This window comes from Saccharothrix tamanrassetensis (assembly GCF_014203665.1).
Lineage (GTDB): Bacteria > Actinomycetota > Actinomycetes > Mycobacteriales > Pseudonocardiaceae > Actinosynnema > Actinosynnema tamanrassetense.
This window is the reverse complement of record NZ_JACHJN010000006.1, coordinates 171931-197874: the sequence shown is the minus strand read 5'-3', so window position 1 is coordinate 197874 and position 25944 is coordinate 171931. Positions and strand designations below refer to the sequence as shown.

The 25944-nt window shown below is 72.6% G+C and carries 33 protein-coding genes; 12 read left to right on the top strand and 21 right to left on the bottom strand.

Annotated elements, in window-relative coordinates; genetic code table 11:
• The first annotated feature begins 44 nt into the window (after positions 1-44).
• Positions 45-1349: a styrene monooxygenase/indole monooxygenase family protein gene (locus FHS29_RS20430; RefSeq protein ID WP_184692733.1), complete on the top strand. Its 1305-nt coding sequence runs from the start codon at positions 45-47 to the stop codon at positions 1347-1349.
• On the opposite strand, the gene FHS29_RS20425 is transcribed toward FHS29_RS20430, so the two are convergent.
• A complete protein-coding gene (locus tag FHS29_RS20425; protein WP_184692731.1) occupies positions 1327-2364 on the bottom strand; it encodes an FAD-dependent oxidoreductase in 1038 nt (345 codons plus the stop codon). The genes FHS29_RS20430 and FHS29_RS20425 overlap by 23 nt on opposite strands.
• A 118-nt stretch (positions 2365-2482) precedes the next feature.
• Between FHS29_RS20425 and FHS29_RS20420 the strand changes: the two genes are divergently transcribed.
• From FHS29_RS20420 to bcp, 3 genes are all read left to right on the top strand, one after another.
• Complete coding sequence (locus FHS29_RS20420) at positions 2483-3517, top strand: LLM class flavin-dependent oxidoreductase (protein ID WP_184692729.1); 1035 nt, start codon at positions 2483-2485, stop codon at positions 3515-3517.
• 288 nt (positions 3518-3805) lie between these two features.
• Complete coding sequence (locus FHS29_RS20415) at positions 3806-4345, top strand: hypothetical protein (protein ID WP_184692727.1); 540 nt, start codon at positions 3806-3808, stop codon at positions 4343-4345.
• A 156-nt stretch (positions 4346-4501) separates the two neighbouring features.
• A complete protein-coding gene (gene bcp / locus FHS29_RS20410; protein WP_184692725.1) occupies positions 4502-4975 on the top strand; it encodes a thioredoxin-dependent thiol peroxidase in 474 nt (157 codons plus the stop codon).
• Positions 4976-5115: 140 nt separating this feature from the next.
• Here the strand turns inward: bcp and rdgB are convergent, their stop codons facing one another.
• Positions 5116-5730: an RdgB/HAM1 family non-canonical purine NTP pyrophosphatase gene (gene rdgB, locus FHS29_RS20405; protein WP_184692723.1), complete on the bottom strand. Its 615-nt coding sequence runs from the start codon at positions 5728-5730 to the stop codon at positions 5116-5118.
• Positions 5727-6491, bottom strand: coding sequence for a ribonuclease PH (rph, locus tag FHS29_RS20400; protein ID WP_184692721.1), 765 nt, complete (start codon positions 6489-6491; stop codon positions 5727-5729). The genes rdgB and rph overlap by 4 nt, the downstream gene beginning before the upstream one ends.
• A gap of 54 nt (positions 6492-6545) precedes the next feature.
• Between rph and FHS29_RS20395 the strand changes: the two genes are divergently transcribed.
• Positions 6546-7064 carry a DUF2231 domain-containing protein gene (locus FHS29_RS20395; protein ID WP_184692719.1) on the top strand — a complete coding sequence of 173 codons (519 nt, stop codon included), beginning with the start codon at positions 6546-6548 and terminating at the stop codon, positions 7062-7064.
• 116 nt (positions 7065-7180) lie between these two features.
• Here the strand turns inward: FHS29_RS20395 and FHS29_RS20390 are convergent, their stop codons facing one another.
• From FHS29_RS20390 to FHS29_RS20370, 5 genes are read right to left on the bottom strand one after another with little or no spacing between them, the layout of a single operon-like run.
• A complete protein-coding gene (locus FHS29_RS20390; RefSeq protein WP_312865015.1) occupies positions 7181-7576 on the bottom strand; it encodes an OsmC family protein in 396 nt (131 codons plus the stop codon).
• A gap of 10 nt (positions 7577-7586) precedes the next feature.
• Positions 7587-8090 carry a hemerythrin domain-containing protein gene (locus FHS29_RS20385; RefSeq protein ID WP_184692717.1) on the bottom strand — a complete coding sequence of 168 codons (504 nt, stop codon included), beginning with the start codon at positions 8088-8090 and terminating at the stop codon, positions 7587-7589.
• Entirely contained in the window at positions 8080-8889 is an 810-nt protein-coding gene (locus tag FHS29_RS20380; protein WP_184692715.1) for an MBL fold metallo-hydrolase, read from the bottom strand. The genes FHS29_RS20385 and FHS29_RS20380 overlap by 11 nt, the downstream gene beginning before the upstream one ends.
• A 17-nt stretch (positions 8890-8906) precedes the next feature.
• Complete coding sequence (murI, locus tag FHS29_RS20375; protein ID WP_184692713.1) at positions 8907-9701, bottom strand: glutamate racemase; 795 nt, start codon at positions 9699-9701, stop codon at positions 8907-8909.
• Positions 9698-10324 carry a rhomboid family intramembrane serine protease gene (locus tag FHS29_RS20370; protein WP_184692711.1) on the bottom strand — a complete coding sequence of 209 codons (627 nt, stop codon included), beginning with the start codon at positions 10322-10324 and terminating at the stop codon, positions 9698-9700. The genes murI and FHS29_RS20370 overlap by 4 nt, the downstream gene beginning before the upstream one ends.
• A 579-nt stretch (positions 10325-10903) precedes the next feature.
• Here FHS29_RS20370 and FHS29_RS20365 point away from each other — a divergent pair.
• Entirely contained in the window at positions 10904-11749 is an 846-nt protein-coding gene (locus tag FHS29_RS20365) for an SMP-30/gluconolactonase/LRE family protein (protein ID WP_184692709.1), read from the top strand.
• Positions 11750-11752: 3 nt separating this feature from the next.
• Here FHS29_RS20365 and FHS29_RS20360 read toward each other — a convergent pair whose 3' ends face one another.
• A complete protein-coding gene (locus FHS29_RS20360) occupies positions 11753-12517 on the bottom strand; it encodes an MBL fold metallo-hydrolase (RefSeq protein WP_184692707.1) in 765 nt (254 codons plus the stop codon).
• Between the two features lie 245 nt (positions 12518-12762).
• Positions 12763-13167: a cytidine deaminase family protein gene (locus tag FHS29_RS20355; protein ID WP_184692705.1), complete on the bottom strand. Its 405-nt coding sequence runs from the start codon at positions 13165-13167 to the stop codon at positions 12763-12765.
• 198 nt (positions 13168-13365) lie between these two features.
• Between FHS29_RS20355 and FHS29_RS20350 the strand changes: the two genes are divergently transcribed.
• Complete coding sequence (locus tag FHS29_RS20350; RefSeq protein WP_184692703.1) at positions 13366-14013, top strand: polysaccharide deacetylase family protein; 648 nt, start codon at positions 13366-13368, stop codon at positions 14011-14013.
• A gap of 40 nt (positions 14014-14053) precedes the next feature.
• On the opposite strand, the gene FHS29_RS20345 is transcribed toward FHS29_RS20350, so the two are convergent.
• The 7 genes from FHS29_RS20345 to clpS form a co-directional block, all read right to left on the bottom strand.
• A complete protein-coding gene (locus FHS29_RS20345) occupies positions 14054-15004 on the bottom strand; it encodes a PLP-dependent cysteine synthase family protein (RefSeq protein ID WP_184692701.1) in 951 nt (316 codons plus the stop codon).
• A 2-nt stretch (positions 15005-15006) separates the two neighbouring features.
• A complete protein-coding gene (locus FHS29_RS20340; RefSeq protein ID WP_184692699.1) occupies positions 15007-15279 on the bottom strand; it encodes a MoaD/ThiS family protein in 273 nt (90 codons plus the stop codon).
• A 54-nt stretch (positions 15280-15333) separates the two neighbouring features.
• Entirely contained in the window at positions 15334-15789 is a 456-nt protein-coding gene (locus tag FHS29_RS20335; protein WP_312865014.1) for a M67 family metallopeptidase, read from the bottom strand.
• A gap of 51 nt (positions 15790-15840) precedes the next feature.
• Complete coding sequence (locus FHS29_RS20330; RefSeq protein ID WP_184692697.1) at positions 15841-16356, bottom strand: DUF2231 domain-containing protein; 516 nt, start codon at positions 16354-16356, stop codon at positions 15841-15843.
• Between the two features lie 147 nt (positions 16357-16503).
• Positions 16504-17082: a peptidase S58, DmpA gene (locus tag FHS29_RS20325; RefSeq protein WP_221456338.1), complete on the bottom strand. Its 579-nt coding sequence runs from the start codon at positions 17080-17082 to the stop codon at positions 16504-16506.
• The gene (locus FHS29_RS20320; RefSeq protein ID WP_184692695.1) at positions 17082-17639 is read right to left on the bottom strand and encodes a DUF2017 domain-containing protein; all 558 of its coding nucleotides are present in this window, start codon (positions 17637-17639) and stop codon (positions 17082-17084) included. The genes FHS29_RS20325 and FHS29_RS20320 overlap by 1 nt, the downstream gene beginning before the upstream one ends.
• Positions 17636-17935, bottom strand: a complete 300-nt coding sequence (gene clpS / locus FHS29_RS20315; RefSeq protein WP_184692693.1) for an ATP-dependent Clp protease adapter ClpS — start codon at positions 17933-17935, stop codon at positions 17636-17638. The genes FHS29_RS20320 and clpS overlap by 4 nt, the downstream gene beginning before the upstream one ends.
• 90 nt (positions 17936-18025) lie before the next feature.
• Between clpS and FHS29_RS20310 the strand changes: the two genes are divergently transcribed.
• Both FHS29_RS20310 and FHS29_RS20305 read left to right on the top strand, forming a co-directional pair.
• The gene (locus FHS29_RS20310) at positions 18026-19300 is read left to right on the top strand and encodes a nicotinate phosphoribosyltransferase (RefSeq protein ID WP_184692691.1); all 1275 of its coding nucleotides are present in this window, start codon (positions 18026-18028) and stop codon (positions 19298-19300) included.
• Positions 19301-19321: 21 nt separating this feature from the next.
• The gene (locus tag FHS29_RS20305; protein ID WP_184692689.1) at positions 19322-19891 is read left to right on the top strand and encodes an isochorismatase family protein; all 570 of its coding nucleotides are present in this window, start codon (positions 19322-19324) and stop codon (positions 19889-19891) included.
• Between the two features lie 112 nt (positions 19892-20003).
• On the opposite strand, the gene FHS29_RS20300 is transcribed toward FHS29_RS20305, so the two are convergent.
• From FHS29_RS20300 to FHS29_RS20285, 4 genes are all read right to left on the bottom strand, one after another.
• Positions 20004-20660 carry a hypothetical protein gene (locus tag FHS29_RS20300; protein ID WP_184692688.1) on the bottom strand — a complete coding sequence of 219 codons (657 nt, stop codon included), beginning with the start codon at positions 20658-20660 and terminating at the stop codon, positions 20004-20006.
• A 133-nt stretch (positions 20661-20793) separates the two neighbouring features.
• A complete protein-coding gene (gene wecB, locus FHS29_RS20295) occupies positions 20794-21954 on the bottom strand; it encodes a non-hydrolyzing UDP-N-acetylglucosamine 2-epimerase (protein ID WP_184692686.1) in 1161 nt (386 codons plus the stop codon).
• A gap of 215 nt (positions 21955-22169) precedes the next feature.
• A complete protein-coding gene (locus tag FHS29_RS20290; protein ID WP_184692684.1) occupies positions 22170-22337 on the bottom strand; it encodes an LAXTG motif-containing small protein in 168 nt (55 codons plus the stop codon).
• A gap of 1 nt (position 22338) precedes the next feature.
• Positions 22339-23103, bottom strand: a complete 765-nt coding sequence (locus tag FHS29_RS20285) for a choice-of-anchor protein CoaP (RefSeq protein WP_184692682.1) — start codon at positions 23101-23103, stop codon at positions 22339-22341.
• A gap of 257 nt (positions 23104-23360) precedes the next feature.
• On the opposite strand from FHS29_RS20285, the gene xrtP reads away from it, so the two are divergent.
• The 3 genes from xrtP to FHS29_RS20270 all read left to right on the top strand — a co-directional run bounded on the left by xrtP (position 23361) and on the right by FHS29_RS20270 (position 25943).
• The gene (gene xrtP, locus FHS29_RS20280) at positions 23361-23879 is read left to right on the top strand and encodes an exosortase P (protein ID WP_312865012.1); all 519 of its coding nucleotides are present in this window, start codon (positions 23361-23363) and stop codon (positions 23877-23879) included.
• A 35-nt stretch (positions 23880-23914) separates the two neighbouring features.
• Positions 23915-25273 (top strand): XrtP-associated glycosyltransferase, encoded by a 1359-nt coding sequence (locus FHS29_RS20275; RefSeq protein ID WP_512700868.1) that lies wholly within the window; start codon positions 23915-23917, stop codon positions 25271-25273.
• A gap of 97 nt (positions 25274-25370) precedes the next feature.
• Positions 25371-25943: a biotin transporter BioY gene (locus FHS29_RS20270; protein WP_184692680.1), complete on the top strand. Its 573-nt coding sequence runs from the start codon at positions 25371-25373 to the stop codon at positions 25941-25943.
• Position 25944: the final 1 nt, after the last annotated feature.

The following is a 25944-nucleotide window of genomic DNA, read 5'->3' as shown; positions in this document are numbered from 1 at the left end:
CGTCGTATTGGCACCTCGCGGCCGGCCGCTGAAAGATCGGGGGAATGCGTTCGGTCGCGGTGGTGGGTGCGGGGCAGGCGGGGATCGTGCTCTCGGCGGCTCTGCTGCGGGCCGGTTGGCGGGTCACGCTGTGCTCGGACCTCACCGCCGACCAGTACCTGGACTCGGGTGGTCGCCCCACCGCGTGCCTGTTCGGCGACCAGATCGACTACGAGGCGTCGCTGGGGCTGGACCTCTGGCCGGACGCACCGCGCAGCGGCCGCATCCGGCTCGACGTCCACACCGACGACAGGCTGTCGGCGTTCTCCGTCGACGCGCCGCTGCGCAAGCCCGCGCTGGCCGTGGACCAGCGGCTGAAGTTCGCCCGGGGGCTGCGGGAAGTGGCCGGGCGCGGCGCGGAGGTGGTGACCGGGTCGGTGACGTCCGGCGACCTGGACTCGCTGGCCGCGAGCCACGACCTCGTCGTGGTCACGGTGGGGCACAAGGACCTCCACGGGCTGTTCGCACGTGACGCGACGCGGTCGGTGCACACCTCCGCGCAGCGCGAGCTGTTCATGGTGAACGTCCACGGCTACGACCTCGCGGCGCACCCCCGGCACCGCGACATCCTGTTCACGTTCGTGCCCGGCACGGTGGAGGTGTTCTGGATCCCGTTCTGGGACAAGGACGTCGGAGAGTCGCGCAGCGTCGTGGTGGAGGCGGTCCCCGGCGGTCGGGCGGACCGGTTCGGCGCGGTGAGCTCCGCCGCGGAAGGGCTCGACGTGCTGCGGGAGCTGGTGGCCGAACTGCTGCCGGGGCAGTCGTCCTTCCTGGCCCCGGTGCGGCCGACCAGTCCCGTCACGTGGCTCAAGGGTTCCGTCGTGCCGGTGGTGCGGGAACCGGTGGCCGTGCTGCCGTCCGGGCGGCACGTGCTCGGGCTGGGTGACGCCGTGGTGCTCAACGACCCGCTGGCGGGACAGGGCGCGAACAACGCGACCCGGATGGTGCGGTTCTTCGCCTCCCGGCTGGACGACTACGACGGGACGGCGTCGTGGCTGCGGGACCGGTTCGACGAGTTCTGGGAGTTCGGCCGGTACACCAACGACTTCACCAACGGCCTGCTGGCGCCGTTGACCGGCTACCGGCAGGACGTGCTGCTCGCCGCCGCGCACGACCAGTCGATCGGCGAGGAGCTGTGGGAGGGCTTCAACGACCCCTCGGCGATCTTCCCGTGGTTCTTCGACGCCGCCGCCGCACGCGAGTTCCTGGCGCAGCGCGGCGTCCGGCGGTGGGACCTGCTCCGCTACCGGCTCGAAGTGGCGCGCAAGCTGTACGGGCGCAGGGTGTTCAGGCGGCCGTCGCCCTCGTGAGCAGGCTCGTGATCTCCTTCACCGCAGCGCGTCCGGCCCGGGTCGCACCGACCGTGCTGGCCGACGGGCCGTAGCCGACCAGGTGCACGCGCGGGTCCGCCACCACCCTCGTGCCGTCCAGCCGGATGCCGCCGCCGGGTTCGCGGAGGCCGAGCGGGGCGAGGTGGTCGAGCGCGGCGCGGAAACCGGTCGCCCACAGGATGACGTCGGCTTCCTCCGTGCGCCCGTCCGCCCACACCACGCCGTCGCGGGTGATGCGGTCGAACATCGGTCGGCGGTGCAAGGTCCTGTCCCGCAACGCCTCCCGTACGGCGGGGGTGAGGCTGAGGCCGGTCACGCCGACGACGCTCTTCGGCGGGAGGCCCGCCCTCACCCGTTCGTCGACCATCGCCACCACCGCGCGGCCCACCTCGGGGGTGAACGGCTCGTCGCGGAACTCCGGTTCCCGGCGGGTCACCCACGTGGTGGTCGCGGTCTCGGCGATCTCCAGCAGCTGCTGCACGGCGGACGTGCCGCCGCCCACCACGACGACGTGCTGGCCCGCGAACTCCTCGGGGCCCCGGTACTGCGAGGAGTGCAGTTGACGGCCCTCGAACAGCTCCTGGCCGGGGTAGCGGGGCCAGAACGGGCGCGTCCAGGTGCCGGTGGCGTTGATCAGGGCCCTGGTGTGCCAGACGCCGCGGTCGGTCTCGACCGAGAGCGCACCGTCGTCGTCGCGGACGGCGCGGACGCGCACGGGGCGGCGGACGTGGATGCCGTTGCGGCGCTCGAAGTCGGCGAAGTAGGCGGGCAGCACCTCGTTGGCCGGTGCCTCGGGGTCCGGCTCGTCGAACGGCATCCCGGGCAGGTCGTGGATGCCGTGCACGGTGGCCATCCGCAACGTGGGCCAGCGGTGCCGCCACGCCCCGCCGGGACCTTCGTCGGCGTCCAGGACGACGTGGTCGAGATTCGCCCGGCCGAGGAAGTAGGCCGCGGAGAGACCAGCCTGACCTGCACCGACGACCACGACGTCCATGCTCGTGGGAACGCCTGCGGCGCATCGGCGCTTCCCCGGTGTGACCAAGGTGTCAACGGTGGTGGTGCACTGGGTCACACCCGGAAGGCATCCGGAGCCGGGGGCGTTGTGCCGAGTTATGAGCCGACTCCGTGACATCCCGCTGTCCGTCCTCGACCTCGCACCGGTCACGACGACCACGGACGCGCGAACGGCCCTCCGGCACACCCGGGAGTTGGCGCAGCACGTCGAGCGGCTCGGCTACCGGCGGTTCTGGCTGGCCGAGCACCACAACATGCCCGGTATCGCCAGTTCGTCGCCGGCGGTCCTGATCGGCCACGTCGCCGACGCCACCACCACGCTGCGGGTCGGCTCCGGCGGCGTGATGCTGCCCAACCACCCGCCGCTGGTCGTGGCGGAGCAGTTCGGCACGCTCACCGCCCTGCACCCCGATCGCATCGACCTGGGCATCGGCCGCGCGCCGGGCACCGACCAGCGGACGGCCCGCGCGCTGCGCCGGACCGAGGGCCCGCTGTCCGTGGACGACTTCCCGCAGCAGCTGTCCGAGCTGATGGGCTACTTCGAGGGCACCGAGGAGCTGTCCGCCGTCCCCGCGCACGGCAACAAGCCGCCGGTGTGGCTGCTCGGGTCCAGCGGCTACAGCGCGCAGGTCGCCGGGCTGCTCGGGCTGCCGTTCGCGTTCGCCCACCACTTCAGCGCGGAGAACACCATCCCCGCCCTGCGCCTCTACCGCGAGCGCTTCCGGCCCTCGGCCGTGCTGGCCGAGCCGCACGCCATGGTGTGCGCCTCGGTGATCGTCGCGGACACCGACGAGCACGCCCGGTGGATCGCCGCGCCGGGCGGCCTGGCGTTCCTCCGGCTCCGGCAGAACAAGCCGGGCCCGCTCGCCACGCCGCAGGAGGCCGCGGACTACCCGTACACCGAGTTCGACCGGCTGGTCGTGCACGACCGGCTGTCGTCGCAGGTCGTCGGCAGCCCGGAAACCGCCCGAGGGCAGCTCGACCAGCTCCTGGCGGACACCGGGGCGGACGAGCTGATGGTCACCACGATGGTCGCCGACCAGTCGGACCGGCTGCGCTCGTACGAGTTGCTGGCGGAACTCGCCGGGCTCTCGGGTTCATCCGAACGAGTGAAGACTGAAGTTGAGGTGTAGCAGACCGGCGAAAGACCGCGATGATCCTACTGAGCGCGCACGCCCCCCGACGCGCTCCCCAACTCCCGGGCGGCGAGTTCCGCCCGAGCGGACGCCGCCGCGGTCCGCGTGGGCAGCGCCGCCCGGTGTGGCGCCGCCCACGCGGGCGGCGGCGTGGCATCACGTTCCGGCCACGCTCCGGCACCAGGTGCGAATCAAGGCCCCACATCCGCCCCCGGGCACCCCTCGGCACCGTCATGGTGGGGTGAGTCGCTGCAAGCCCACCGCCGGGGCGGGAAGGGGAGGTTCGTGAAGTTCGCCGGACTGGCCGTCGGCCTGTGCCTGGCGGGGGCCTTGGCGGGATGTGCGGACCACTCCGGGCTTTCCGACCCCTCCGTTTCCGAAACGACCTCCAGCGCCGGGGCGAAGCAGAACGACGCACCGCCCGCGCCCGCGTTCACCGCGTTCGGCGCGCAGCGCGTGTGGTCCAACGGGCTGTCCGTCACGGTGTCCCCGGCGCAGTCGATCAAGCCGAGCGACACCTCGTTCCCGCGCTCGCCGCGTACCGCCGTGTTCGTGTTGACCGTGGTCAACGGCACCAGCTCCACCTACCGCACCAGTCAGCTCGCGGTGCGCGCGCTGGTCGGCGGCGAGCCGGTCGCCGAGGTGCTCGACTCCGTGCAGGGCCTCAACGGGCTCGCGGCGGCGGTCAACGAGGTCCCGCCGGGTGGCGACACCAAGCTGACCCTGGCGTTCGCCGTGCCCGAGGCCCCGGTGCGGCTCCAGCTCGTGGTCGAGCCGAACGGCTCCGGCCAGGGCCCGAACGCCATCTTCGAGGGCTTGGCCTGACCTCCCGCTCCCGTCGGTGCGCGGACCGGCTGCCGGTCCCGGCGGACACCGGCTGCCGGGCGTCCCGGGCCGGTCCGTCCCTGCCCGTGGGCGCGCCCCGGGAACCGGTCCCGTGCCGAGCGGTGGTGTCGGACCCGGCCTGTAGCGTCTGGGGGCATGACCGAGCAGAAGCGCCTGTCCCCCGGCGACCAGGCCCCGGCGTTCACGCTGCCCGACAGCGAGGGCAAGCCCGTCTCGCTTTCCGACTACCTGGGTCGTTCGGTGGTCGTCTACTTCTACCCGGCGGCGAGCACGCCCGGCTGCACCAAGCAGGCGTGCGACTTCCGGGACAGCCTCGGCGAGCTGGCGGGCGCCGGCTACGACGTGGTGGGCATCTCGCCCGACAAGCCGGCGAAGCTGGTCAAGTTCGCCGAAGCCGAGGGCCTGAACTTCCCGCTGCTCTCCGACGTGGACCGCAAGGTGCTCACCGAGTGGGGCGCCTTCGGCGAGAAGCAGAACTACGGCCGCACGGTGATGGGCGTCATCCGCTCGACGTTCCTGGTCGACCCGCAGGGCAGGATCGCCAAGGCCATGTACAACGTCCGCGCCACCGGGCACGTGGCCAAGCTGCTGCGCGAACTGCCCGCCTGACCGACCCGGCTGCCCTGTCCGCTTGACCGACCCGGCTGCCCTGTCCGCCTGACCGACCCGGCCGGCCGGACTGCCCGCCCGTAGCCGTCGTCCGGTGGGGGCGGGCGTTCCGCCTGCGCCGAGGAACCGTCCCCGGCCCGTCAGCGCGCACGCGGTCGAGCGAACTCCCGGAGGTGCGGCAGCAGCAGGCGCAGCGCCTGGCCGCGGTGGGAGAGCTCGTCCTTGTCCTCCGGCGACAGCTCGGCCGACGTCACGTCGCGGCCCTCGGGCTGGAAGATCGGGTCGTAGCCGAAACCGTTGGTGCCGGCGGGTTCGCGGCGGATCGTGCCGCGCCACTCGCCGCGCACCACCGCCTCGACGCCACCGGGCGCGACGAAAGCCGCCGCGCACACGAAGGCCGCGCCGCGGCGGTCGTCCGGCACGTCCCGCAGCTGCCCCAGCAGCAACCGCAGGTTGGCCGGGTCGTTGCCGTGCGCACCGGACCACCGCGCCGACAGCACGCCGGGCATGCCGTTCAGCGCGTCGACCGCGATGCCCGAGTCGTCCGCGACGGACGGCAGGCCGGTGGCGGCGAAGGCGTCACGGGCCTTGGCCAGCGCGTTGCCCTCGAACGTCGGGTCGGTCTCGGGGGCTTCCGGGAACTCCGGCACGTCGGCCAGGCCGAGCACCCGGATGCCGTCCAGGCCCGCCGATTCCAGGATGCGGCGCAGTTCGCCGAGCTTCTTGGCGTTGCGGGAGGCGAGCAGGACCTTCACTTCTTCCGGCCCTTCGGCTCGGGCAGCACGCCGGGGTAGGGCTGGGCCAGCGCCTCGGACTGGATGCGGTTGAGCTCAGCGCAGCCCGCGAGCGCCACGTCGAGCATCCTGTCCAGAGTGGACCGGGCGAACGTCGCTCCCTCGCCGGTGCCCTGGACCTCGATCAGCGTCCCGGCGTCGGTGGCCACCACGTTCATGTCGACCTCGGCGCGCGAGTCCTCTTCGTACGGCAGGTCGAGCCGCACGCGACCGTCCACCACACCGACCGACACGGCGGACACCGCGCAGGACAGGGGCTGGGGGTCGGCCAGCCGGCCGGCGGCACCCAACCAGGTGACGGCGTCGGCGAGCGCCACGTAGGCCCCGGTGATGGCGGCGGTCCGGGTGCCGCCGTCGGCCTGGATCACGTCGCAGTCGATGACGATGGTGTTCTCCCCCAGCGCCGCCAGGTCGATGCACGCCCGCAGCGAGCGCCCGATGAGGCGGGAGATCTCGTGGGTGCGACCGCCGATGCGGCCCTTCACCGACTCGCGGTCGCTGCGGCTGTGGGTGGCGGACGGGAGCATCGCGTATTCGGCGGTCACCCACCCGAGACCGGAGCCCGACCTCCACCGGGGCACGCCCTCGGTCACGCTGGCCGCGCACAGCACGCGCGTGTTGCCGAACTCGATCAGCACCGAACCCGCGGGCCACTGCTGGAAGCCCCGGGTGATCCTGATGTCGCGCAGTACGTCGTCGTTCCTGCCATCGGTCCTCAGCACGGCACTACCCTAGGGCGCTGAACCCGAGGGCGTCCCACTGGCGTAGGGAGAGGCATGGCACTCGCAGACGACCTGGTGACGATCTTCGGTCTGCCGGCGCACCCGCTGCTGGTCCACGCGGTGGTGGTGCTGCTCCCGCTGTCCGCCGCGGCGGCCACCGCGCTGGCCGTGGTCCCGAAGTGGCGGCAGCGCTACGCGTGGCCGCTGCTGGCCGTCACGCTGCTCGGCGTCGGGTCCGTGCTGCCCGCGCAGAAGACGGGCGAGCAGCTGGACGCCCGGCTGGCGAGCCTGGACAACCCGCTGATCCGGCAGCACGCCGAGCTGGGCAACGACCTGCTGCCGTTCGCGCTCGGGTTCGGGGTCGTGGTCGTGGCGCTGCTGGTCGCGGGCCGGCTCGCCGACCGGGAGCGCACCGCGGCGGCGGACGACACGAACGTGCCCCGGACGTGGCGGCGGATCTCCGTCGTGGTGGCCGTGCTGGTCATCGCGGCGGGCGCGGCCACCACGGTGGAGACGGTGCGGATCGGGCACAGCGGCTCCACCGCCGTGTGGGACGGGGTGGGCGCGAACTAGCGACCGGCCCACGTCCCGGGGTTCGTCGGCCGGTGGTCACGACAGTGCCGGCCGGGCTCACGACAGCCCCGCCGATGACTACCGCAATGTCCACCGGGGACTACGCAGCCCGGCGGTTACGGCAGTGTCAGCGGTGTGGGCGGGGCCTTCTTCAAGGTCCGGGTGACGGTGCACAGCTGATCGATCGCCCGTCGCACCGCCACCTCCAGAGCCTCGCGCTGCTCCCGGGTCAGCGACGACACGTCGTAGTCCAGGGTCACCGGCACGGCGTCGAGTTCGTGCGCGCCCTCGGGGCGCACGTCGTCCGCCAGAGCGGTCAGGCCGTCCCCGACGCGACGGGTGATCAGCGTTTCCGCCGTCACCGCCGCACAGCCGGCCGCCGCCGCGAGCAGCAGCTCGACCGGCGTGAACGATCCTTCCGCGCCCTTGCGGCCGACGCGCACCGAGGCGCCCCGGTCGTTGGTGGCGACGAACTCGTGCTGACCGACCCGACGCACTTCGACGTTCGACACGTGATCGACGTTAGTCGATCCGGTCGGCGGTGGCCTTGGCGATCTTGCGCACGTATTCGAGGTCGCCGCAGTCGTCGTCCAGCCGGTCCTGCCGCACCTCCTGGAACAGCCGGCCCAGCTCGGCGCGGCGGTCGTCGGGGACCTGTTCCCGCGCGGCGTTGAGGATGGTCCGCTCCTCCTCGTCCACGTGGTGGTTGAGGGCTTCGACCAGTTCCTCCAGCGCGGACTCCCACTCCTCCGACCCGGTGTCGGACACCTCCATCAGCGCGAGCAGCGCCTGGTGGCCCTCGGCGTGCTCCTCGGCGCCGTGGTCGACCTCCTCGTCCTCGACGCCGCGGTACCGCTTGAGCGCCGGGTAGACCTCGGACTCCTCGGCCTCGGCGTGCGCGACGAGCAGGGCGGCCAGGTCCACGAGCAGCGCGGACCGGTCGGAGGACCGGTCCCTCAGCTCGCGGAACAGCTCCTCGAACCGGCGGTGGTCCGCCAGGATGAGTTCGACGACGTCAGTTGCCATGCCCGCCGATTACCCGGACCACCGGTTCGTCAACCGCGTACTTCTGGCCCTGACGTGCGAGTTCGACCGGCCCCGCGAACCGGCTCCGCGCCTCGGCGAGCACCGCCTCCGGGTCGGTCCACGGGGCCACGTGGGTCAGCAGCAGCCTCCCCGCGCCGGCGTTCGTCGCCAGTTCCCCCGCCTGCACCCCGGACAGGTGCGTGCCGGGTGGGCGGTCGTCGGCGTGCGTCCAGGTCGCTTCGGACAGCAGCACGTCGGCGTCCTTGGCGAGCGCGCGCAGCGCGTCGCACGGACCGCTGTCCCCGGTGAACGCCAGCGACGCGTTCTCGGTGGCGATGCGGAACCCGTAGGCCTCACCGGGGTGCGCGACGCGGGCGGCGGTGATCTCGAACGGGCCGACGCGGAGGGGTTCGGCGGTGAAGGCGTGGAACTCGAACACGTCGGACAGGTCGGCGGTGCGCAGTTCCTCCTCGTTCTCGGCGTAGGCGCGGGCGAAGCGCTGCGGCGCGCCGGACGGGCCGTGCACCGGGAGCCGGTGCTGCGTCGTGTCGTGCGGGGGGTCGGTGTGGTAGCGGCGCATCACGGTGAGCGTCGTGAAGTCCGCGCAGTGGTCCGGGTGCAGGTGCGAGAACAGCAACGCGTCCAGCGCGAACGGGTCGCAGTGCGCCTGCAGCGAGGCCAGCACACCGTTGCCCAGTTCGAGCGCGATCCGGTAGCCGTCCGCCTCGACGAGGTAGCCGGATGCGGGGCCCTGCGGCCCCGGCAGGCTGCCCGAGCAGCCGAGGATGGTCAACAGCACCGTTGGAGAGTGCCAAATCATTCGTGGGGGTGGAAGGACGCGTTTTCCAGCCGGGGCAGGAATCGCCGGGCCAGCCGGGCGAACGGCTCGACCGGTCCCGTGCAGGAGAACCGCAGGTCCGGGTCACCGGTTCGGAACCGGTCCAGTTCGGTGAGCACCCGGACGACGTCCTTCACGGTTTCCTCCGCGCTGGAGACCAACGTCACGCGGTCACCCATCACGATCTGCAGCACGCCGGTCAGCAGCGGGTAGTGCGTGCAGCCGAGGACGACGGTGTCGACCTCCGCGCGCTGCAACGGCTCCAGGTAGGCCTGGGCGAGGCCGAGCACCTGGCGGCCGGACGTGGTGCCGCGTTCCACGAAGTCCACGAACCTCGGGCACGCCACGGCGGTGACCTCGATGTCCCGTGCGGCGGCGAACAGGTCCTGGTACGCCCCGGACGCGATGGTGCCCTGCGTGCCGATCACCCCGACCCGCCCGGTGCGGGTGGTGGCGACGGCGCGGCGGACGGCGGGCAGCGTCACGTCGACCACCGGCACGTCGTAGCGCTCGCGGGCGTCGCGCAGGCAGGCCGAGGACGCCGTGTTGCAGGCGATCACCAGCATCTTCGCGCCGTCGTCCACGAGCTGGTCGAACAGTTCCAGCGACTGCTTGCGGACCTGGGCGATGGGCAGCGGGCCGTACGGGGCGTTCGCGGTGTCGCCGATGTACCGGATGTTCTCGTCCGGCAGCTGGTCCATGATCGCGCGGGCGACGGTCAACCCCCCGACCCCGGAGTCGAAGATGCCGATCGGCGCGTCCGCGGGGGTCACGCGGCGACGGCCCGACGGTCGTCCCGGGCGACACCCCAGGCGGCGAGCACCCCGCCCAGCGCGCCGAACAGGTGGCTCTCCCAGGAGACACCGGGCCGGCCCGGCAGCACGCCCCAGAGCATCGCGCCGTACAGCGCGAAGACGACCAGGGCGACCGCGATCTGCGCGGTGGAACGCGCGAAGACGCCGCGCACCAGGAGGAACACCAGGTACCCGAAGATCAGCCCGGACGCCCCGATGTGGCTGCCGGGCGAGCCGGCGATCCAGACGCCGAGGCCGTCGGTCAGCCAGATCACCGCCGTCACCTGGAGGAACTGCTTGACGCCGGCGGAGGAGGCGAGGAAGCCGAGGACGAGCAGCGGCACGGCGTTGCCCGCGAGGTGGTCCCAGCCGGCGTGCAGGACCGGCGCCCAGAGGAGGTTGTCCCACTCCGTGAAGTCGCGCGGGATGACGCCGCCGTAGTCCAGCCTCCCGCCCAGCGCGGTGTCGATGCCCTCGACCACGAAGAGCAGCGCGACGAAACCCAGCACGACGGCCGCCGACAGCACCGGGTTCGGCGGGATGACTCGCTTGGCCGGCGACCTGGGCGCGCGGGCCGTCGGGGACACAGTCGTGGGATCCACGTCTTCAGGCTACGTCCGAAGACGGGTTCGCAGTGTGCGGATTGTGGTGCGCGATCCGGGGGTGTCGACTCGCCCGCGCGGGCGCGGGCCACCCGGGCGGGCCTCGCCTCGCGGGTCCGGCTTCGCGGGCCTTATTAGTGAGCTTGCCTCGCGGGTCCGGCATCGCGGGCTTTGCCTCGCGGGGCCTTGCGCCGGGGTCCAGCTTCGCGGGCCCTGTCCATTGAGCTTGCCTCGCCGGTCCGGCTTCGCGGGTCTTGCCTCGCGGGGCCGTTGCGTCGCGGTCCGGCATCGCAGGCCTTGCGCCGCGGGCCGGCATCGCGGGCCTTGCGCCGGGGGCCAAGGCATCGCGAATCCTACGTCGAGGGCCCGGCATCGCAGGCCTTGGCCTCGCGGGGCCGGCGGCGGTGTCGTTGATCGGACGGACCACGAGCCGGACGTCGGCCGCTGAGGATTCGCGTCCCCGGTCCCAGCTCCGGCCCCTCGGAATGTCGTACCCCTCTGCTTGGCTGCACGAAGGGGTGCCCGGTTAGGGGGTACGCCTGCGTGGCTTTGCCGTGGCCTGCGCATACGCTGAGGCCCGTGTCGATCGAAGTAGCCGTCCGGACCGAAGCCGCGCTGGGCGAAGCTCCCACCTGGGACCACGGCAGCGGGACGCTGATCTGGGTCGACGTCCTCGGCAGCCAGGTCCACCGGTACGCGCCGAGCCGGGACGAGGACGCCGTGCTCGACGTGCCGCAGCACGTGGGCGCCGCCAAGCCCCGCACGCGCGGCGGCCTGGTGCTGAACCTCCGGGACGGTGTCGCGCTGGTCGACCAGGACGGCGCGAAGACGTGGCTGGTCTACTGGGCTCGGGACGACGTGCGGGGCAGCGACGCCGCGGTCGACCCCGCCGGGCGGTTGTGGGCGGGCACCATGCGGTACGACGAGGATCCCGGCGGGTGGCTCGCGCGCGTCGAGCCGAGCGGGGACGCCAAGGTCGTGCTGGACAAAATCGGCGCGGGCAACGGCATCGGCTGGAGCCCGGACGGTGGCCTCATGTACTACGTCGACTCGGCCACCCGTTGCGTCGAGGTGCTCGACTACGACCGCGACTCCGGCGAGGCCACGAACCGGCGGACCGTCGCCGAGGTCGACCGCGGGCTGCCGGGCGGGCTGTGCGTCGACGCGTCCGGGGCGGTGTGGGTCGCGCTGTGGGGTGGGGCGGCGGTTCGCCGCTACACGCCCGACGGGCGGCTGGACGCCGAGGTCGAACTGCCGGTGGGGCAGCCGACCGCGTGCGCGTTCGGCGGGCACGACTTCACCGACCTCTACGTGACGACGGCGCGGGCCGGGTTGTCCGGGGACGCGCTCAGCGAACTCGCCGGGTCGGTGCTGGTGCTCCCCGGTGTGGGCGAGGGGCGGCCGTCGACCGCGTTCGCGGGCTAACGGTCACACCACGTAGATCGCGCCCGGTTCGGCCAGGGAGACCGGGCCGGCGAAGGCCTCGGTGGCGTCGGCCAGCACGCCGTTGCGGTCCGACCACGGCAGGACGTGGGTCAGCACCAACCGCCCGACACCCGCTTCGGTCGCCACCACGCTGGTCTCCCGGCCGCTCATGTGCAGGTAGTTGGCGCGTCCGGCCTGTTCCCGCCACGCCGCGTCGGCCAGCAGCAGGTCCGCCCCGCGCGCCAGCTCCACCAATTCCGGGCACGGCACCGTGTCGCCGGTGAAGACCAGGGACGCGCCCTCGTACGAGATGCGGAACGCGTAGGCCTCGCAGATGTGCCGCATCGGGGCCACGTCGATGGTCACCGGCCCCACCGTGAAGCGCCCCGCCCGCAACGGCACGAAGTCGAACGTCTCCTCCAGCCGCAGCGTCGCGAGTTCTTCCTCGGAATCGGCGTGCGCGGCGGCCAGCCGGGACGGGGCGTGGGCCGGCGCGAACACCGGCAGCCGGCCGAGCGACGCGGGCGGTGACGGGTGGGCGCGCAGGTAGGTGGTGAGGGCGCTGAAGTCCGCGCAGTGGTCCAGGTGCAGGTGCGACAGCAGGACGGCGTCGAGCTCGAACGGGTCGCACCGGCGTTGCAGCGCGCCGAACACGCCGCCGCCGAGCTCGACCGCGATCCGGACCCCGGCCACTTCGACCAGGTAGCCCGAAGTCGGCAGATCGGGGCCGGGTGCGCTGCCCGAACAACCGAGCACGGTCAATTGCATGCCCGGCACGATAGCAGCCGGCTCTCGGCAAAAATGCGGAGAAGAACCTGCCGGGAACCTGACGATATCAATGGGTGAGATTCACTCGGATGCATCAACCGGGGTACCGATCCGAATTCCGGCTGCGGTTTCGCGTATAGCGGCCCGGACCGGGAAGGCGCGTACTGCGGTGGAGAACCCGCCGGGACCTCGAATCGGGCACTTCCGGCTATTCCCCGGAGCCCGCCGGCCGCATCGCGACCTCGTCACCGGCCGCGCTGCTCCAGCGCCGCCAAGTGCTCCGACCACCGGTACGCCTGGGGGAGCAGGGTGGTGACCGGTACCGCTTCGGCATCCGTCACGATCACGCTGACCCCGGGCATCAGGTCGCACAGGACCTGACGGCACCGCCCGCACGGCAGGACGACGCCGTTCGCGTCGGTCGCCACGATCGCGTCCAGTTCGTAGACGCCGTCGGCCGCCGCCACACCGAGCACCACGAGTTCCGCGCACGGCCCGCCGGCGAAGTGGGCGACGTTGAAGCCGGTGAACGTGCGGCCGTCGGCGGCACGGCCGGTCGCGGCGACGCTGTGGTGCCGCCACCGGGTGTGGGAGCGGGCGACCGCCAGCGCGTGGGCCAGCAGGTCCCGGTCCGCTTCGGACAACGTCAAGGGCCACCACCACGTCGCGCGCCGAGGGTTTCGGCGAATAGTAGGAATAGGGCCGGCACGACGGCTAGGACCGAATGGACGACAGCGGTATTCGGGCAGCTCGACCGGCCAATTGAGACCGCAGGTATCCGCCCGGAACCGTTGTCCGCCCGGGCCAGGTCACCAGATAGTGGGCGGACACCTATTCAAGGAGCCAAGATGCTTCTGAGAACACTCCTCGCACTGACCCTGCTGTCCGTCGCACCGATCGTCCCGGCCACCGCCGCACCCGGCGGCTGCTCCGGGTACGTGGCGCTGACCTACGACGACGGCCCGTACACCGACTTCACCCGGCCGCTGCTGGCCGCGCTGCGGGCGTCCCGCGCACGGGCCACGTTCTTCGACATCGGCTCACGCGCGCAGCAGCACCCGGACCTGGTGCGGGCGAAGGTGCGGGCCGGCATGTGGATCGCCAACCACTCCTTCTCGCACCCGTTCCTGACCCGGTTGACGCCGGACGAGCTGACGAAGGAGATCGCGGACACGCAGGCCGCCCTGCGCAAGATCACCGGCCGCACGCCCACCCTGTTCCGCCCGCCGTACGGCGACACGAACGCCGCCGTGAAGGCCGAAGCCGAACGTCAAGGGCTCACGCAGGTGCTGTGGACGGTGGACACGCTGGACTGGAGCGGCAAGTCGACCGAGGAGATCGTGCGGTCGGCGACCAGCGCGACGGCGGGCGGCATCGTGCTGATGCACGACGGCCACCAGAACACCGTGGACGCCGTGCCGCAGATCGTGCGCGGCCTGCGGGCGAAGGGCCTGTGCCCCGGCAGGATCGTGGACGGCCGGGTGGTCGCCCCGTGACGGAGGTGGGGAGGGGAGTCCGGTGACCGGACTCCCCTGCTCACGCCCAGAGGTGACCGTCGAGCCGTTCGGCGGCCTCGTCCAGCGTCCCGGCGTACGCGCCGGTGGACAGGTACTTCCAGCCCGCGTCGGCCACCACGAACGCCACGTCCGCCTGCTCGCCCCGCCCCACGGCCTTCTCCGCCACGGCCAGCGCCGCGTGCAGGATCGCGCCGGTGGAGATGCCCGCGAAGATGCCCTCCACCTCCAGCAGCTGCCGGGTCCGGCGCAGGGCGTCGTACGAGCCGACCGAGTAGCGGCCGGTCAGCACGTCCGCGTCGTACAGCTCCGGCACGAAGCCCTCGTCCAGGTTGCGCAGCCCGTACACCAGCTCCCCGTAGCGCGGCTCGGCGGCGATGATCTGCACGCCCGGCTTCTGCTCGCGCAGGTAGCGCCCGACGCCGACCAGCGTGCCGGTGGTGCCCAGGCCGGCCACGAAGTGCGTGATCGAGGGCAGGTCCTTGAGGATCTCCGGCCCGGTGCCGTGGTAGTGCGCGCCCGCGTTCGCCGGGTTGCCGTACTGGTAGAGCATCACCCAGTCGGGGTGCTGCTCGGCCAGCTCCTTGGCCCGCGCCACCGCCTGGTTCGAGCCGCCGGCGGCGGGCGAGAACACGATCCGCGCGCCGTAGGCCTGGAGCAGCTGCTTGCGCTCGGTGGACGTGTTCTCGGGCATCACGCACACCAGGCCGTAGCCCTTGAGCTTGGCGGCCATGGCCAGGGCGATGCCGGTGTTGCCCGAGGTCGGCTCCAGGATGGTGCACCCCGGGCTGAGCCGGCCGGACCGCTCCGCCTCCTCGATCATCATCAGGACCGGGCGGTCCTTGATCGAGCCGGTCGGGTTGCGGTCCTCCAGCTTCGCCCACAGCCGCACGTCCTTCGACGGCGACAGCCGGGGCAGCCCCACCAGGGGCGTGCCGCCGACCGCGTCGAGCAGCGACTCGTACCGGGCCATGGTCAGCCGCCTGCGACGGCCGGGAGGATCGTCACCGTGTCGCCGTCCTTGACCGACGCTTCCAGTCCGCCCGCGAAGCGGACGTCCTCGTCGTTGACGTAGACGTTGACGAACCGGTGCAGCGAGCCTTCCTTGACCAGGCGCGCCTTCAGACCACCGTGGTTGGCCTCCAGGTCGTCGATGACCTGGGCGAGCGTGGTGCCCGCGGCCTCGACCGACTTCTTCCCACCCGTGTGGGTGCGAAGGATGGTGGGGATGGAGACGGTGACGGCCATGCTGGAACCTCCGAGAGCAGCCGGATATCGGGAGAGGGGTGCGACAGCGGAGCGTCAGCGACAGTCGGGCGTGTCGTCCGAGCCCGTGTGCGCGAACATGTACGACTCGACGACCTCGACCGGTTCCTCGGTCACCACGCCGGCCACGATCCGGTAGGAGCGCAGTTCGTGCTGCTCCGGGTCCTTGGTGGACACCAGGACGTAGTGGGCGTCGGGCTCGCTCGCGTAGGACACGTCCGTGCGCGAGGGGTAGGCCTCGGTGGCGGTGTGCGAGTGGTAGACGACCACCGGCACCTCGTCGTTGCGGTCCATCTCGCGCCAGACCTTCAGCTGCTCCGCCGAGTCGAACCGGTAGAACGTCGGCGAGCGCTCGGCGTTGTCCATCGCGATGAACCGCTCGGGGCGGTCGGAGCCCTCCGGGCCCGCGATGATCCCGCACGCCTCGTCGGGGTGGTCGCGACGGGCGTGCGCCACCATCGCGTCGACGAGGTCACGGCGGATCACCAGCACGTGTTCATCTTACGTGGTGGCGGAAGGTGTCCCGGTGTGTGAGAACCCGCACTAGGCCGGCTCGCGCTCGACCCCCGCTGCCTGCGTGTACGCCAGGTGGCCGCCGAGCAGGCCGCCGGCGCCCAGGGCGGCCAGACCGACCGTGGACACCGCTCGGGCGACCAGCCCGAAGCCGTGCACGCGGAGCCGGAACGACGTGAGGTAGAGGACGTTCGCCGCCGCGTTGGCCACCAGGTGCACGAACGCGGTCCGGCGCTGCCGCTCGTCCAGGGTCGTGTACTCCGCCAGGCCGGTGGCGATGGCGGCCGGGGCGGCTGCGAGGCCGACGCCGATCATCGCCTGCGCGGCCTTGCCCTCGCCGGGGATGAGGTCGAGCAGGGCGGACGCCGAGAACAGGCCGATCGGGAGCATCACGACGACCGGGTGCGCCGGGTGCCCCAGCGGCTCGCCGCGCAGCAGGCGGGAACTGCGGATGGCCGAAGGGATCGCCTCGGCCAGCGCCCCCGCCGCCCGGTCCAGCCCCTTGCTCTGCTCGATCTTCCGCAACACCCGAGTCAACCGGCTCATAGGCCCTTGGTTACCGCGCCACGGGCACGGCAAACCGCCCACGAGCCGCACATCCACCGGCGGGTCGAGCCCTCACCCGGGAGTCGAGCCGCCACTCACGAGTCACGGGGCCACCCGCGAGTCACGCTGCTACTCACGAGTCGAGCGCTACCGGCGAGTCGCGCTGTCGAGCACCGCGTTCGCCGCCGCCGTGCACAGGTCGTCCAGCCCCGTGCCGGTCGGGTTGCCGGTGGCCAGCGCGAACACCGTCGCCGGCAGCCGCACGCCCGCCCGGACCAGGCCGTCGTGAGCCGACATGGCCACCCGCCGACACCCGGCCTTGTCCAACTCGGCATCGACCACCACCAGTGCCGCCGCCGTCTGACCCACCACGACGATCGCGTCCGGGACGACCGCCCCCGCCGCCGCCACGGCGGCCTCGCAGGCCTGGTAGCCCACGTCGTCCCCACCGGAGCCGACCGCGGCGGCGGGCACGATCGGCACGACCTCGCCTGCCCGCGTCCCCACCGGGAACCCGTGGTGGCGTTCCGCCAGCCACCGCACGACCCCGCCGACCGACGCCAGGTCGTCCGCCAGCACGATCGCGTGCACGCGCTGGACCAGCGTCGACGGGTCGAGCAGGTCCAGTTCGCGGGTTCCCCAGGGCGCGCCGCGGGTGTCCACGCCCGCCACCGCGCCGGCCGGCGTGAGCACTACGGTCGCGCCCGGCACGCGGCCGACCAGCATCAGCTCATGACCGCTTCGACCAGCGTCTCCTGCACCCACGTCAACCAGTGGTAGACGCCCAGGTGGGGCGAGCGCGGGTCGTCCGGCGGCAGTTCGTCCGGCATGTCCTCCTGCACGTCCAGCGCCGTGCCCAGGGCCAGCCGCACGTCGTTCAACGCCGACAGCCACGCCTCGGCCTCCTCCAGCCGCAGCCGCACCTCGCCGCCGTCCGGCGGGCACGTCTCCAGCACCACGGCCGCGACACCGGTCTTGCGGTCCAGCAGTTCCGGCTCGTGCAGGGAGCGCAGCGCGTTGGCCGAGTCGACCTCGGCCGGATCGGGCGCGTCCGGGTCCAGCCGGTGGAAGTCGGGCAGCAGCCGGCCCAGGATCGGGTCGTCCGGCGGCGTGGACGGGCCGGTCCGGATGCCGGTCAGCTCGGCCAGCTCGTCCTGCGGGGCTTCCTCGGCGCGGGCCACCAGCATGTCCTGGATCTGGCTCACCAGGCCGCGCACCACGGCGGCCTCCTGCCGGTCGAAGCGCCCCAGGACGGTGTCGCCGGTGCGGGTCCACTTCTTCACGACGAACGCTGCATGGTCGCCCAGAGCCCGGCCGCGTGCAGTTTGGCCACGTCGGCCTCCACCTTGTCCTTCGATCCGGACGACACGATCGCCCTGCCCTTGTGGTGGACGTCCAACATCAACTTCGTCGCGTGGTCACGGCTGTAGCCGAACAGCTTCTGGAACACGTACGTCACGTAGGACATCAGGTTCACCGGGTCGTTCCAGACCAGCGTCTGCCACGGACGGTCCTCGGTGCGGACCTCCTCGGGCGCCGGGTCAACCTGCGTCCGCTCATGCTCGACGGGCGTGGTCATACCGCCAATGGTGTCATGTTCCGGTTCGTGGCGGAGCCCATAGGGCCACCTCCTGCGACAACGAGCCGGGCGAGCTTAGGCTCTGACCTCATGTCGACGTCGCTGTTCACGGACCACTACGAGTTGACGATGCTCGCCGGAGCGTTGCGCGACGGCACCGCCGACCGGCCGTGCGTGTTCGAGGTGTTCGCCCGCAGGCTGCCCGAGGGCAGGCGGTACGGGGTGGTGGCGGGCACCGGCCGGCTGCTGGACGCGATCGACGCGTTCCGGTTCGGGCCGGCCGAGCTGGAGCTGCTGGAGCGGACGGACGTGGTGGACCGGGCCACGCTGGACTGGCTGGCGGACTACCGGTTCACCGGTGACGTGGACGGCTACCCGGAGGGTGAGCTGTACTTCCCCGGCTCGCCGATCCTGTCCGTGCGCGCCCCGTTCGGGGTGGGTGTGGTGCTGGAGACGCTGGCGCTGTCGATCCTCAACCACGACAGCGCGATCGCGTCCGCCGCCGCCCGGATGGTGGGTGCCGCGAACGGCCGCCGGATGATCGAGATGGGGTCGCGCCGGACGCACGAGGACGCCGCCGTGGCGTCGGCGCGCGCCGCGTACCTGGCGGGTTTCACGGCGACGTCGAACCTGGAGGCCGCGCGGCGGCACGGCATCCCGACGGCGGGGACGTGCGCGCACGCGTTCACCCTGCTGCACGACAGCGAGGAAGAGGCGTTCCGCAGCCAGGTGGAGGCGCTGGGCGCGGACACCACGCTGCTGGTGGACACCTACGACATCACCGCGGGCATCAAGACGGCCGTGGAGGTCGCCGGACCGGGGCTGGGCGCGGTGCGGATCGACTCGGGCGATTTGGGCGTGCTCGCCCGGCAGGCCCGCGACCAGCTGGACTCGCTGGGCGCGAAGAACACCCGGATCGTGGTGTCCGGCGACCTGGACGAGTACTCGATCGCCGCGCTGCGCGCCGAGCCCGTGGACGCCTACGGCGTCGGCACGTCCGTGGTCACCGGGTCGGGCGCGCCGACCGCCGGCATGGTCTACAAGCTGGTGGACGTCGACGGCCGGCCGGTGGCGAAGCGCAGCTCGCACAAGGAGTCCCGGGGCGGGCGCAAGAACGCGCTGCGCCGGCACAAGGACACCGGGACGGCGTTGGAGGAGGTCGTGTTCCCCTCCGACGACACCCCGGAACTCGGCCCGCACGACCGGCTGCTGCCGGTGCCGCTGATCCGCGCCGGCCGACGGGTCGACGGCCTGGACACCCTGGCGGAGAGCCGGGAACGGCTGCGGGCCGCGCTGGTGAGCGTGCCGTGGGAGGGTTTGAAGCTGTCCCGCGGCGAACCGGCGATCCCGACGACTTTCCTTTAGGCCTGGCGAGGAGGACGGCACATGACCAAGGCGCTGATCGTGGTGGACGTGCAGAACGACTTCTGCGAGGGCGGGTCGCTGGCGGTCGCGGGTGGAGCGGCGGTCGCGGCGGCGATCTCCGCGCACGTGGCGGCCGGTGGCTACGACCACGTGGTGGCGACGCGCGACTACCACGTGGATCCGGGCGGGCACTTCAGCGAGACGCCGGACTACGTGGACTCGTGGCCGGTGCACTGCGTGGCCGGGACGGCGGGCGCGTCGTTCCACCCGGAGCTGGACGTGACGGCGGTGGAGGCGGTGTTCTCCAAGGGTGCCTACGCGGCGGCGTACTCGGGGTTCGAGGGAGCCGCGGGCGGTGGCGAGGGGTTGACGGACTGGCTGCGGGCGCGGCACGTGGACCGGGTCGACGTGGTCGGGATCGCCACGGACCACTGCGTGCGGGCGACGGCCCTGGACGCCGCCGCGGCCGGCTTCGACACGACCGTGCTGCTGGGTCTGACGGCCGGGGTGGCGCAGCCGACCGTGGACGCCGCACTGGACCGGCTGCGCGACGCCGGCGTGGCCCTGGAGGGCTCACCGCACGTCGGCTGACCGGCTCCGACCCGACTTGCCGGCCGGGCACGGCTTCCGCGCCCGGCCCGCCGACCAGGCGCGGCTTCGGCCCGGCCCCGCCGATGACGGGGCCGGGCCGAAGTGGTGCGGGTTACGGCGTGGGCGAGCAGGCCGCCGAGCCGACCACGACGTCCCCGGTGACGGTCGACGCCTCGGTGAAGCGGAAGTGCATCAGGTTCATGGTCAGGCTGCCGTCGTTCGGGTCGGGCAGGATGACCTCGCTGAACGTGACCCGGGCCAGCACGGTGCCCGCCGAGTCCTTCACCTCGTGCACGTAGTTCGCCGGGATGTCCTCGGGCAGGCCGGGGAAGCCGCTCAGGCCGTCCACCTGCCAGCCCGCCTCGGTGCCGTTCTGCTTGCCGATGCAGCTGATCCGCCACTTGCCGACCTTGAGCCGGGGTCCGCCCGCGGACATCAGCGCGGACAGCTCGAAGTCGTTGCCGTCGGCGGTGGACTTCGTCTCGGTCGTGTCGCTCTGCGGGTCGACCACGGTGGTGGTGCAGGTCGAGCTGCCCTCGCCGAACCGGATGCCCGGCTGGGACACCGCGGTGGACGAGGCAGACGTCGGACCTCCGACCGCGCACTGCGCCTGGGCGGGCACGACGACCTGGCGGCCCGCCTTGGTGAAGTCGGCCGACCCGGTGGACGCGACGCCCGCCGGTGCCGCCGCGTGGGCCGGCGCGCCGGCCAGGCCGAGCGCCAGCGCCGCGGCCACCGCCCCGGCTCGGCGCGCGAGGATGTGGTTCATGGGATGCCCTTCTCGTATTGCTTTCCCATGGAATATTCGGGAACCGAACAGGACTCGCTCACCACCCGCTCGAATACGTCACCCCTATGGTGGAATTGAATACCCGATCGAGTGGTCTGCAATGGGGTGCGATTCACGACGGAATGCGCATCGGCAACGCCGAGGAGAACATCGCGGGCAATCCGACCAAGCGCTCCAGCGCGGCGCGCACCCTGGCCGCGGCACCGCCGTCGCCGAACGGGTTGCGCCCGGACGGCAGCCGCAGCCGCGACCCGAGCACCCATCCCGCCTCGGCCAGGATCCGGGTGGTGTCCGTACCCACCAGCCACGCGCACCCGGCGTCCACGGCCGGCATCCGCTCGGTGGACGAGCGCAGCACCAGCACCGGCACGCCGAACGTCGGCGCCTCCTCCTGGATGCCGCCGGAGTCGGTCAGCACCAGGGAGGCCCGGCGCAGGGCGCGCACCAGGTCGGGGTAGTCCAGCGGTTCGCACACCACGATCCGGGGGTGACCGCCCAGGACCGCCCGCACCGCCGAGCGCACCACCGGGTTCGGGTGCACGGGCAGCAGCACCCGCACGTCGGGGTGCCGGTCGGCGAGCGCCCGCACCGCGTGCAGCACGCGGTCCAGCGGCGCGCCCCACGACTCGCGCCGGTGCACGGTGACCAGCACCAGCCGGTCCGAGCCGGCGTCGAGTTCCTCCTCCAGCGCCGCCAGCGCCGGGTCGCGCACCGGCAGGTCGGCGTCGGCGACCCGCCGCACCGCGTCCACCACGGTGTTGCCGGTGACCACGATCTCCGCGGCCGGCAGCGCCTCCCCCACCAGCGCCGTGGCCGCGTCGTCGGTGGGCGCGAGGTGCAGCGCCGCGATCCGGGCGATCATCTGGCGCGTCCCCTCCTCCGGGAACGGCCCGGCCAGGTCGCCCGTGCGCAGCCCGGCTTCCAGGTGCGCCACCGGGATGCCGCGCCAGAACGCGGCCAGCGCACCGGCCAGCGCGGTGGTCGTGTCGCCCTGCACGAGGACGACGGCGGGGTCGCGCACCCGCAGCACCTGGTCGATCGCGGGCACCAGCGCGGCCAGCAACTCGGCCTGGCTGCCGGTCACCCGGGGCGTGTCCAGCACGATGTCGGGCCTGAGGTCGAACGCGCTCAGCGCCTGCTCCACCATGCGCTCGTGCTGTCCACTGCGGACGATCAGCGGGCGCAGCACGGGGTGGTCGGCCAGCGCGAGCGCCACGGGTGCGATCTTCACCGCCTCGGGTCGGGTGCCGGCGAGCAGCAGAACTTCCTTCACCTTGCTCCTTGTGTCGCAGGGAACGCCGCGGTGCGGAATGCGCGGCGGTCGAGGACGACGCGCCGCCGTCCGGGCAGTCGCGGTGCGCGACAGGCGGGGACGACGCGGTGCCGTCGGGTGCCGGGGCGTTGCGGCACCGGGGATTCGCACAACCAGGGGTTCTCACGGCGCGGTACCCGGCGGCGTCGGGGCAGTCCCGCCGGGCACCGCTCGCACTAGGCGTCCGGGCGCATCCGCCGCCGGCGGGCGGCGTGGGTCAGGAACACACCTGCCAGCAGCAGCACGACAGCCGCGACCACCCACCACGTCACACCCGCGCCGGTCGCCGCCAACGAGCCCACGCCCGTTCCCGCGGCGACCCCGGTACCGGGGACCTTGTACACCTCAGACCGCCGGGATCGCGCGCCGGCGGCGGATCGCCGCGGCCGTTGCCGGCACCGCGAACAGACCCAGCACGCCCAGCCCGATCCACAGGCCCGCGCCGGACGCCATCGGGATCGGCAGCCCGGCGGGCCCGCAGGTCGCGGACGACAGCACCAGGTCCCCGGTGCCCACGGAGCCGAGCACGCCGCCGATCAGCGTCAGGTGCACGGCGTTGACGGTGAGGCTGCCGTCGGCGTTGCGGATCTGCTCGTTGAACACGACCTTCGCGATGTCCACGCCGCCCAGGTCCACGTCGACCGTCGTGCCGGGCGCGGGGTCGGCGTCGACCGTGCCCAGCTCGCCGAGGTCCAGCCCGGTGAGCTTGGCCGAGCCGGTGACGCCCTTCTGGGTCGCCGAGCACTCGGCCTCGACCACCTCGGCGGAGACGCCGCCGGTGATCGCCTTGAGCAGGTCCAGCCGCACGTCGGCGGTACTGGCCCGCGAGTGGACCCCGCCCGTCTTGTCGTCCCGCTCGGCCGATGTGTCGATCACGCCGGTCGTCAGCACGTCGGGCAGGTCCACGCCCGCGAAGGTGTCGGTCGTGGGTCCGTTCGCGTCGGCGGCGGCGAACGGGCCGGCCGAGACCGCGTTGCCGGCCGGCAGCGACAGGCCGAGCTTCGCGCCGTGGGCGGCGGCGTCGCCGGGCGCCGCGGAGGCGGGCGCGGTGCCGACCAGGAGGGCCGCGATGGCGGCCAGTCCGGCCAGGCCCGTCATTCGCACACGCATGGAGCTCCTCTCTCGGGAACGACTCTTGTCAAGCAATTGCCCCTATCGGCGTTCCACCGCTCGGATTAAGGGTTGCTGACCGTAAAGAGGGACGCCGTCCACTCGAACCGCCCAGTTGCGGCCACCCAAAGTGGACCCCTAGACCGAAGAAGCTTCACGTTGTCACCCGATCCGGGAGTGAAGATCACCGTGAAGGGGGCCGATGACCACCTGGTAGCCCCATCGGGCGGCCTCGGACGGATGAAAGGAACTGTTCAGTGGCGTTTACCGTGCCCCGCACCGACCACCTCGACCGGGTGATCGTCGTCGCACTGGTAGTGGCCGCCGGCGGGCTGGTGCTCGCGCACCGTGCCTACCGGACAGCCGAGATCGCGTTGTCCGGACTGGTCCTGGGCGTCCTCGACCACGGCGGCGTCGCGGTCGTCGCGGACCGCCAGACCGTCTACTTCGGACTCGGCTCGGACACCCCGCTGGGGCTGCGCATGACGCCCGAGTGCACGTCCGCGTTCCTCGTCGTGCCGCTGCTGCTGGTCGGCGCGGCGATGATCGCGCTGCGCCCCCGCATCACCCGCCGGGTGCTGGTCGCCCTGGCCGCGGCGACGGCCGCCGTGGTGGTGGTCAACCAGTTCCGCGTGCTCTCGCTCGTCGGCCTGGTGAGGTGGCTGGGCGTGGACACCGGCTACTACTGGGGTCACACCCTGCTCGGCTCCGTGGTCAGCGTCCTCGGCGGCGCGGCTGCGCTGGTGGCCTTCGTCCGGTTGGCGACGAGGAGGTGACGCGCGCCGAGTCGTCCGCCGCCGCGGAGGCGACGTTGGACGCCGACGTCGTGCTGGGCTTCACCCAGGCCCTCGCGCTGACGATGAGCGTCGCCTTCGTGACCTACGTGTTGCTCATCGTCGTCCCGTACCTGCGCCACCGGCCCGCGCCGACCGGACGGGCCGAGTCGTTCGAGTGGCACTTCCTGGTGCCGTGCCGGGACGAGGAGGCGGTCGTCGGCGACACGGTCCACTACCTGCGCACGACGTTCCCCATCGCGCACGTCTGGGTCGTCGACGACGACTCCGACGACGCCACGGCGGCCGTCGTGCGCGGCTTCGGCGGCGACCGGAACGTCCACCTGGTCCGCCGCCACCGCCCGCACGCCCGCACCGGCAAGGGCGACGCCCTCAACGACGCCTACCGGACGGTCAAGCTGTGGATGGGCCGGCACGCCGACGCGGACCGCGCGGTGATCGTCGTGGTCGACGCCGACGGCCGGCCGGCACCGAACTGCCTGGAGGTGTGCGCGGCGGACCACCTGTTCGGCGACGGGACCGTCGGCGCGGTCCAGGTCGACGTCCGGATGATCAACGCCGGTGTCCGCCAACAGCACGTGTCCGGCGCCCGGGCCCGGTTCGGCGCGCTCCTGGTCCGCATGCAGGACCTGGAGTTCCGCACCGCCATCGCCGCCATCCAGCTCTCCCGCGGCGTCACCGGCACCATCTCCACGGGCGGCAACGGCCAGTTCACCAGGCTGTCCGCGCTGGACGCCATCGCCGGGCCCACCGGCCGGCCCTGGCGCGGCTCGCTCCTCGAAGACTTCGAGCTGGGCGTGCACCTGCTCACCGCGGGCTGGCGCACCGGCTTCACCACGGACACCCACGTCCACCAGGAGGGCCTCTACAGCCTCCGCCGCTTCCTGGCCCAACGCACCCGCTGGGGCCAGGGCACCATGCAGTGCCTGCGCTACCTCAGGCGGATCTGGGACTCGCCGCACCTGTCCACGCTCGGCGCGGCCGAGATGATGTACTACCTCGCCCAACCGTGGATGCAGCTGCTCGGCACCCTGGTCTACCCCATCCCCGTGCTCCTGCTCGCGCACCGCGCGCTCACCGACCCCGGCGAGGTGTGGCAGTGGTTCGCCGAGGGCGCGTGGATCCTCTTCACCGTCTACGGCGCGTTCGGCCTGCTGCCGTTCGTCCTCTGGGGGCCGGTCTACCGGGCACGGTGCGAACCCGGGGTGGGCTTCGCCAGGTCGATCGCGTACGGCTTCGGCTACGCCCTGTACATCTACACCTTCTACCTCACGTCGTGGCGCGCCCTGGGCCGTCTCGTCCGGGGCCGCAACGGCTGGACCAAGACCAGGCGCAACACCGAACGCGTGACCGGCAGGGTGGCGCTGGACTCGTGAACAGCGTGAGATCCGCGACTTTGTGGAACTCCGACGAAGACCGGGCGAGTGATCGCCCGTTAACCTCCGAGGCGAGTCCGATCCCCAGGAGGTCCCCGTGTCCGTCCTCGCTGTTCCCGGTCGCCGCGTCCTGGCCGACCTGGTGCCCGGCGCACTGGCCCGCGACATCGCCCTGGTCGTGGCCGGCGCGGGCCTGACCGGCCTGGCCGCGCAGCTCGCCCTGCCGGTGCCGGGCAGCCCGGTGCCGATCACCGGCCAGACGTTCGCCGCCCTGCTCGTCGGCGCGGCCCTGGGGTGGCAGCGCGGCGGCGCGGCGATGGTGCTGTACCTGATCGCGGGCGTCGCGGGCGTGCCGTGGTTCCAGGGCGCGTCGTCCGGGATGCCGGCGTCCCTCGGCTACGTGGTGGGCTTCGTCTTCGCCGGCGTGCTGGTCGGCCACCTGGCCGCCAGGGGCGGTGACCGCACCCCGCTGCGCACGGTCGGCACCATGGCCGTCGGCAACCTGGTGATCTACGCGTTCGGCGTGCCGTGGCTGATGGCCGCCGCCCACTTGAGCTTCACCAAGGCCCTGGCCGCGGGCGTCACCCCGTTCCTGATCGGCGACGCGGTCAAGATCGCCCTGGCGGCGGGCCTGCTCCCGGCCGCCTGGGCACTCGTCAAGCGCAAGTGAC

Bases quoted from the DNA above. Each gene is read 5' to 3' on its own strand.
- FHS29_RS20310 (WP_184692691.1), top strand. From the start codon at position 18,026: ATGTCGACGTCGCTGTTCACGGACCACTACGAGTTGACGATGCTCGCC.
- clpS (WP_184692693.1), bottom strand. From the start codon at position 17,935: ATGACCACGCCCGTCGAGCATGAGCGGACGCAGGTTGACCCGGCGCCC.
- FHS29_RS20395 (WP_184692719.1), top strand. From the start codon at position 6,546: ATGGCACTCGCAGACGACCTGGTGACGATCTTCGGTCTGCCGGCGCAC.
- FHS29_RS20360 (WP_184692707.1), bottom strand. From the start codon at position 12,517: ATGCAATTGACCGTGCTCGGTTGTTCGGGCAGCGCACCCGGCCCCGAT.
- FHS29_RS20300 (WP_184692688.1), bottom strand. From the start codon at position 20,660: ATGAACCACATCCTCGCGCGCCGAGCCGGGGCGGTGGCCGCGGCGCTG.
- FHS29_RS20350 (WP_184692703.1), top strand. From the start codon at position 13,366: ATGCTTCTGAGAACACTCCTCGCACTGACCCTGCTGTCCGTCGCACCG.
- FHS29_RS20425 (WP_184692731.1), bottom strand. From the start codon at position 2,364: ATGGACGTCGTGGTCGTCGGTGCAGGTCAGGCTGGTCTCTCCGCGGCC.
- FHS29_RS20340 (WP_184692699.1), bottom strand. From the start codon at position 15,279: ATGGCCGTCACCGTCTCCATCCCCACCATCCTTCGCACCCACACGGGT.
- FHS29_RS20305 (WP_184692689.1), top strand. From the start codon at position 19,322: ATGACCAAGGCGCTGATCGTGGTGGACGTGCAGAACGACTTCTGCGAG.
- FHS29_RS20325 (WP_221456338.1), bottom strand. From the start codon at position 17,082: ATGCTGGTCGGCCGCGTGCCGGGCGCGACCGTAGTGCTCACGCCGGCC.
- FHS29_RS20420 (WP_184692729.1), top strand. From the start codon at position 2,483: ATGAGCCGACTCCGTGACATCCCGCTGTCCGTCCTCGACCTCGCACCG.
- FHS29_RS20430 (WP_184692733.1), top strand. From the start codon at position 45: ATGCGTTCGGTCGCGGTGGTGGGTGCGGGGCAGGCGGGGATCGTGCTC.
- FHS29_RS20285 (WP_184692682.1), bottom strand. From the start codon at position 23,103: ATGCGTGTGCGAATGACGGGCCTGGCCGGACTGGCCGCCATCGCGGCC.
- FHS29_RS20330 (WP_184692697.1), bottom strand. From the start codon at position 16,356: ATGAGCCGGTTGACTCGGGTGTTGCGGAAGATCGAGCAGAGCAAGGGG.
- bcp (WP_184692725.1), top strand. From the start codon at position 4,502: ATGACCGAGCAGAAGCGCCTGTCCCCCGGCGACCAGGCCCCGGCGTTC.
- FHS29_RS20385 (WP_184692717.1), bottom strand. From the start codon at position 8,090: ATGGCAACTGACGTCGTCGAACTCATCCTGGCGGACCACCGCCGGTTC.
- FHS29_RS20345 (WP_184692701.1), bottom strand. From the start codon at position 15,004: ATGGCCCGGTACGAGTCGCTGCTCGACGCGGTCGGCGGCACGCCCCTG.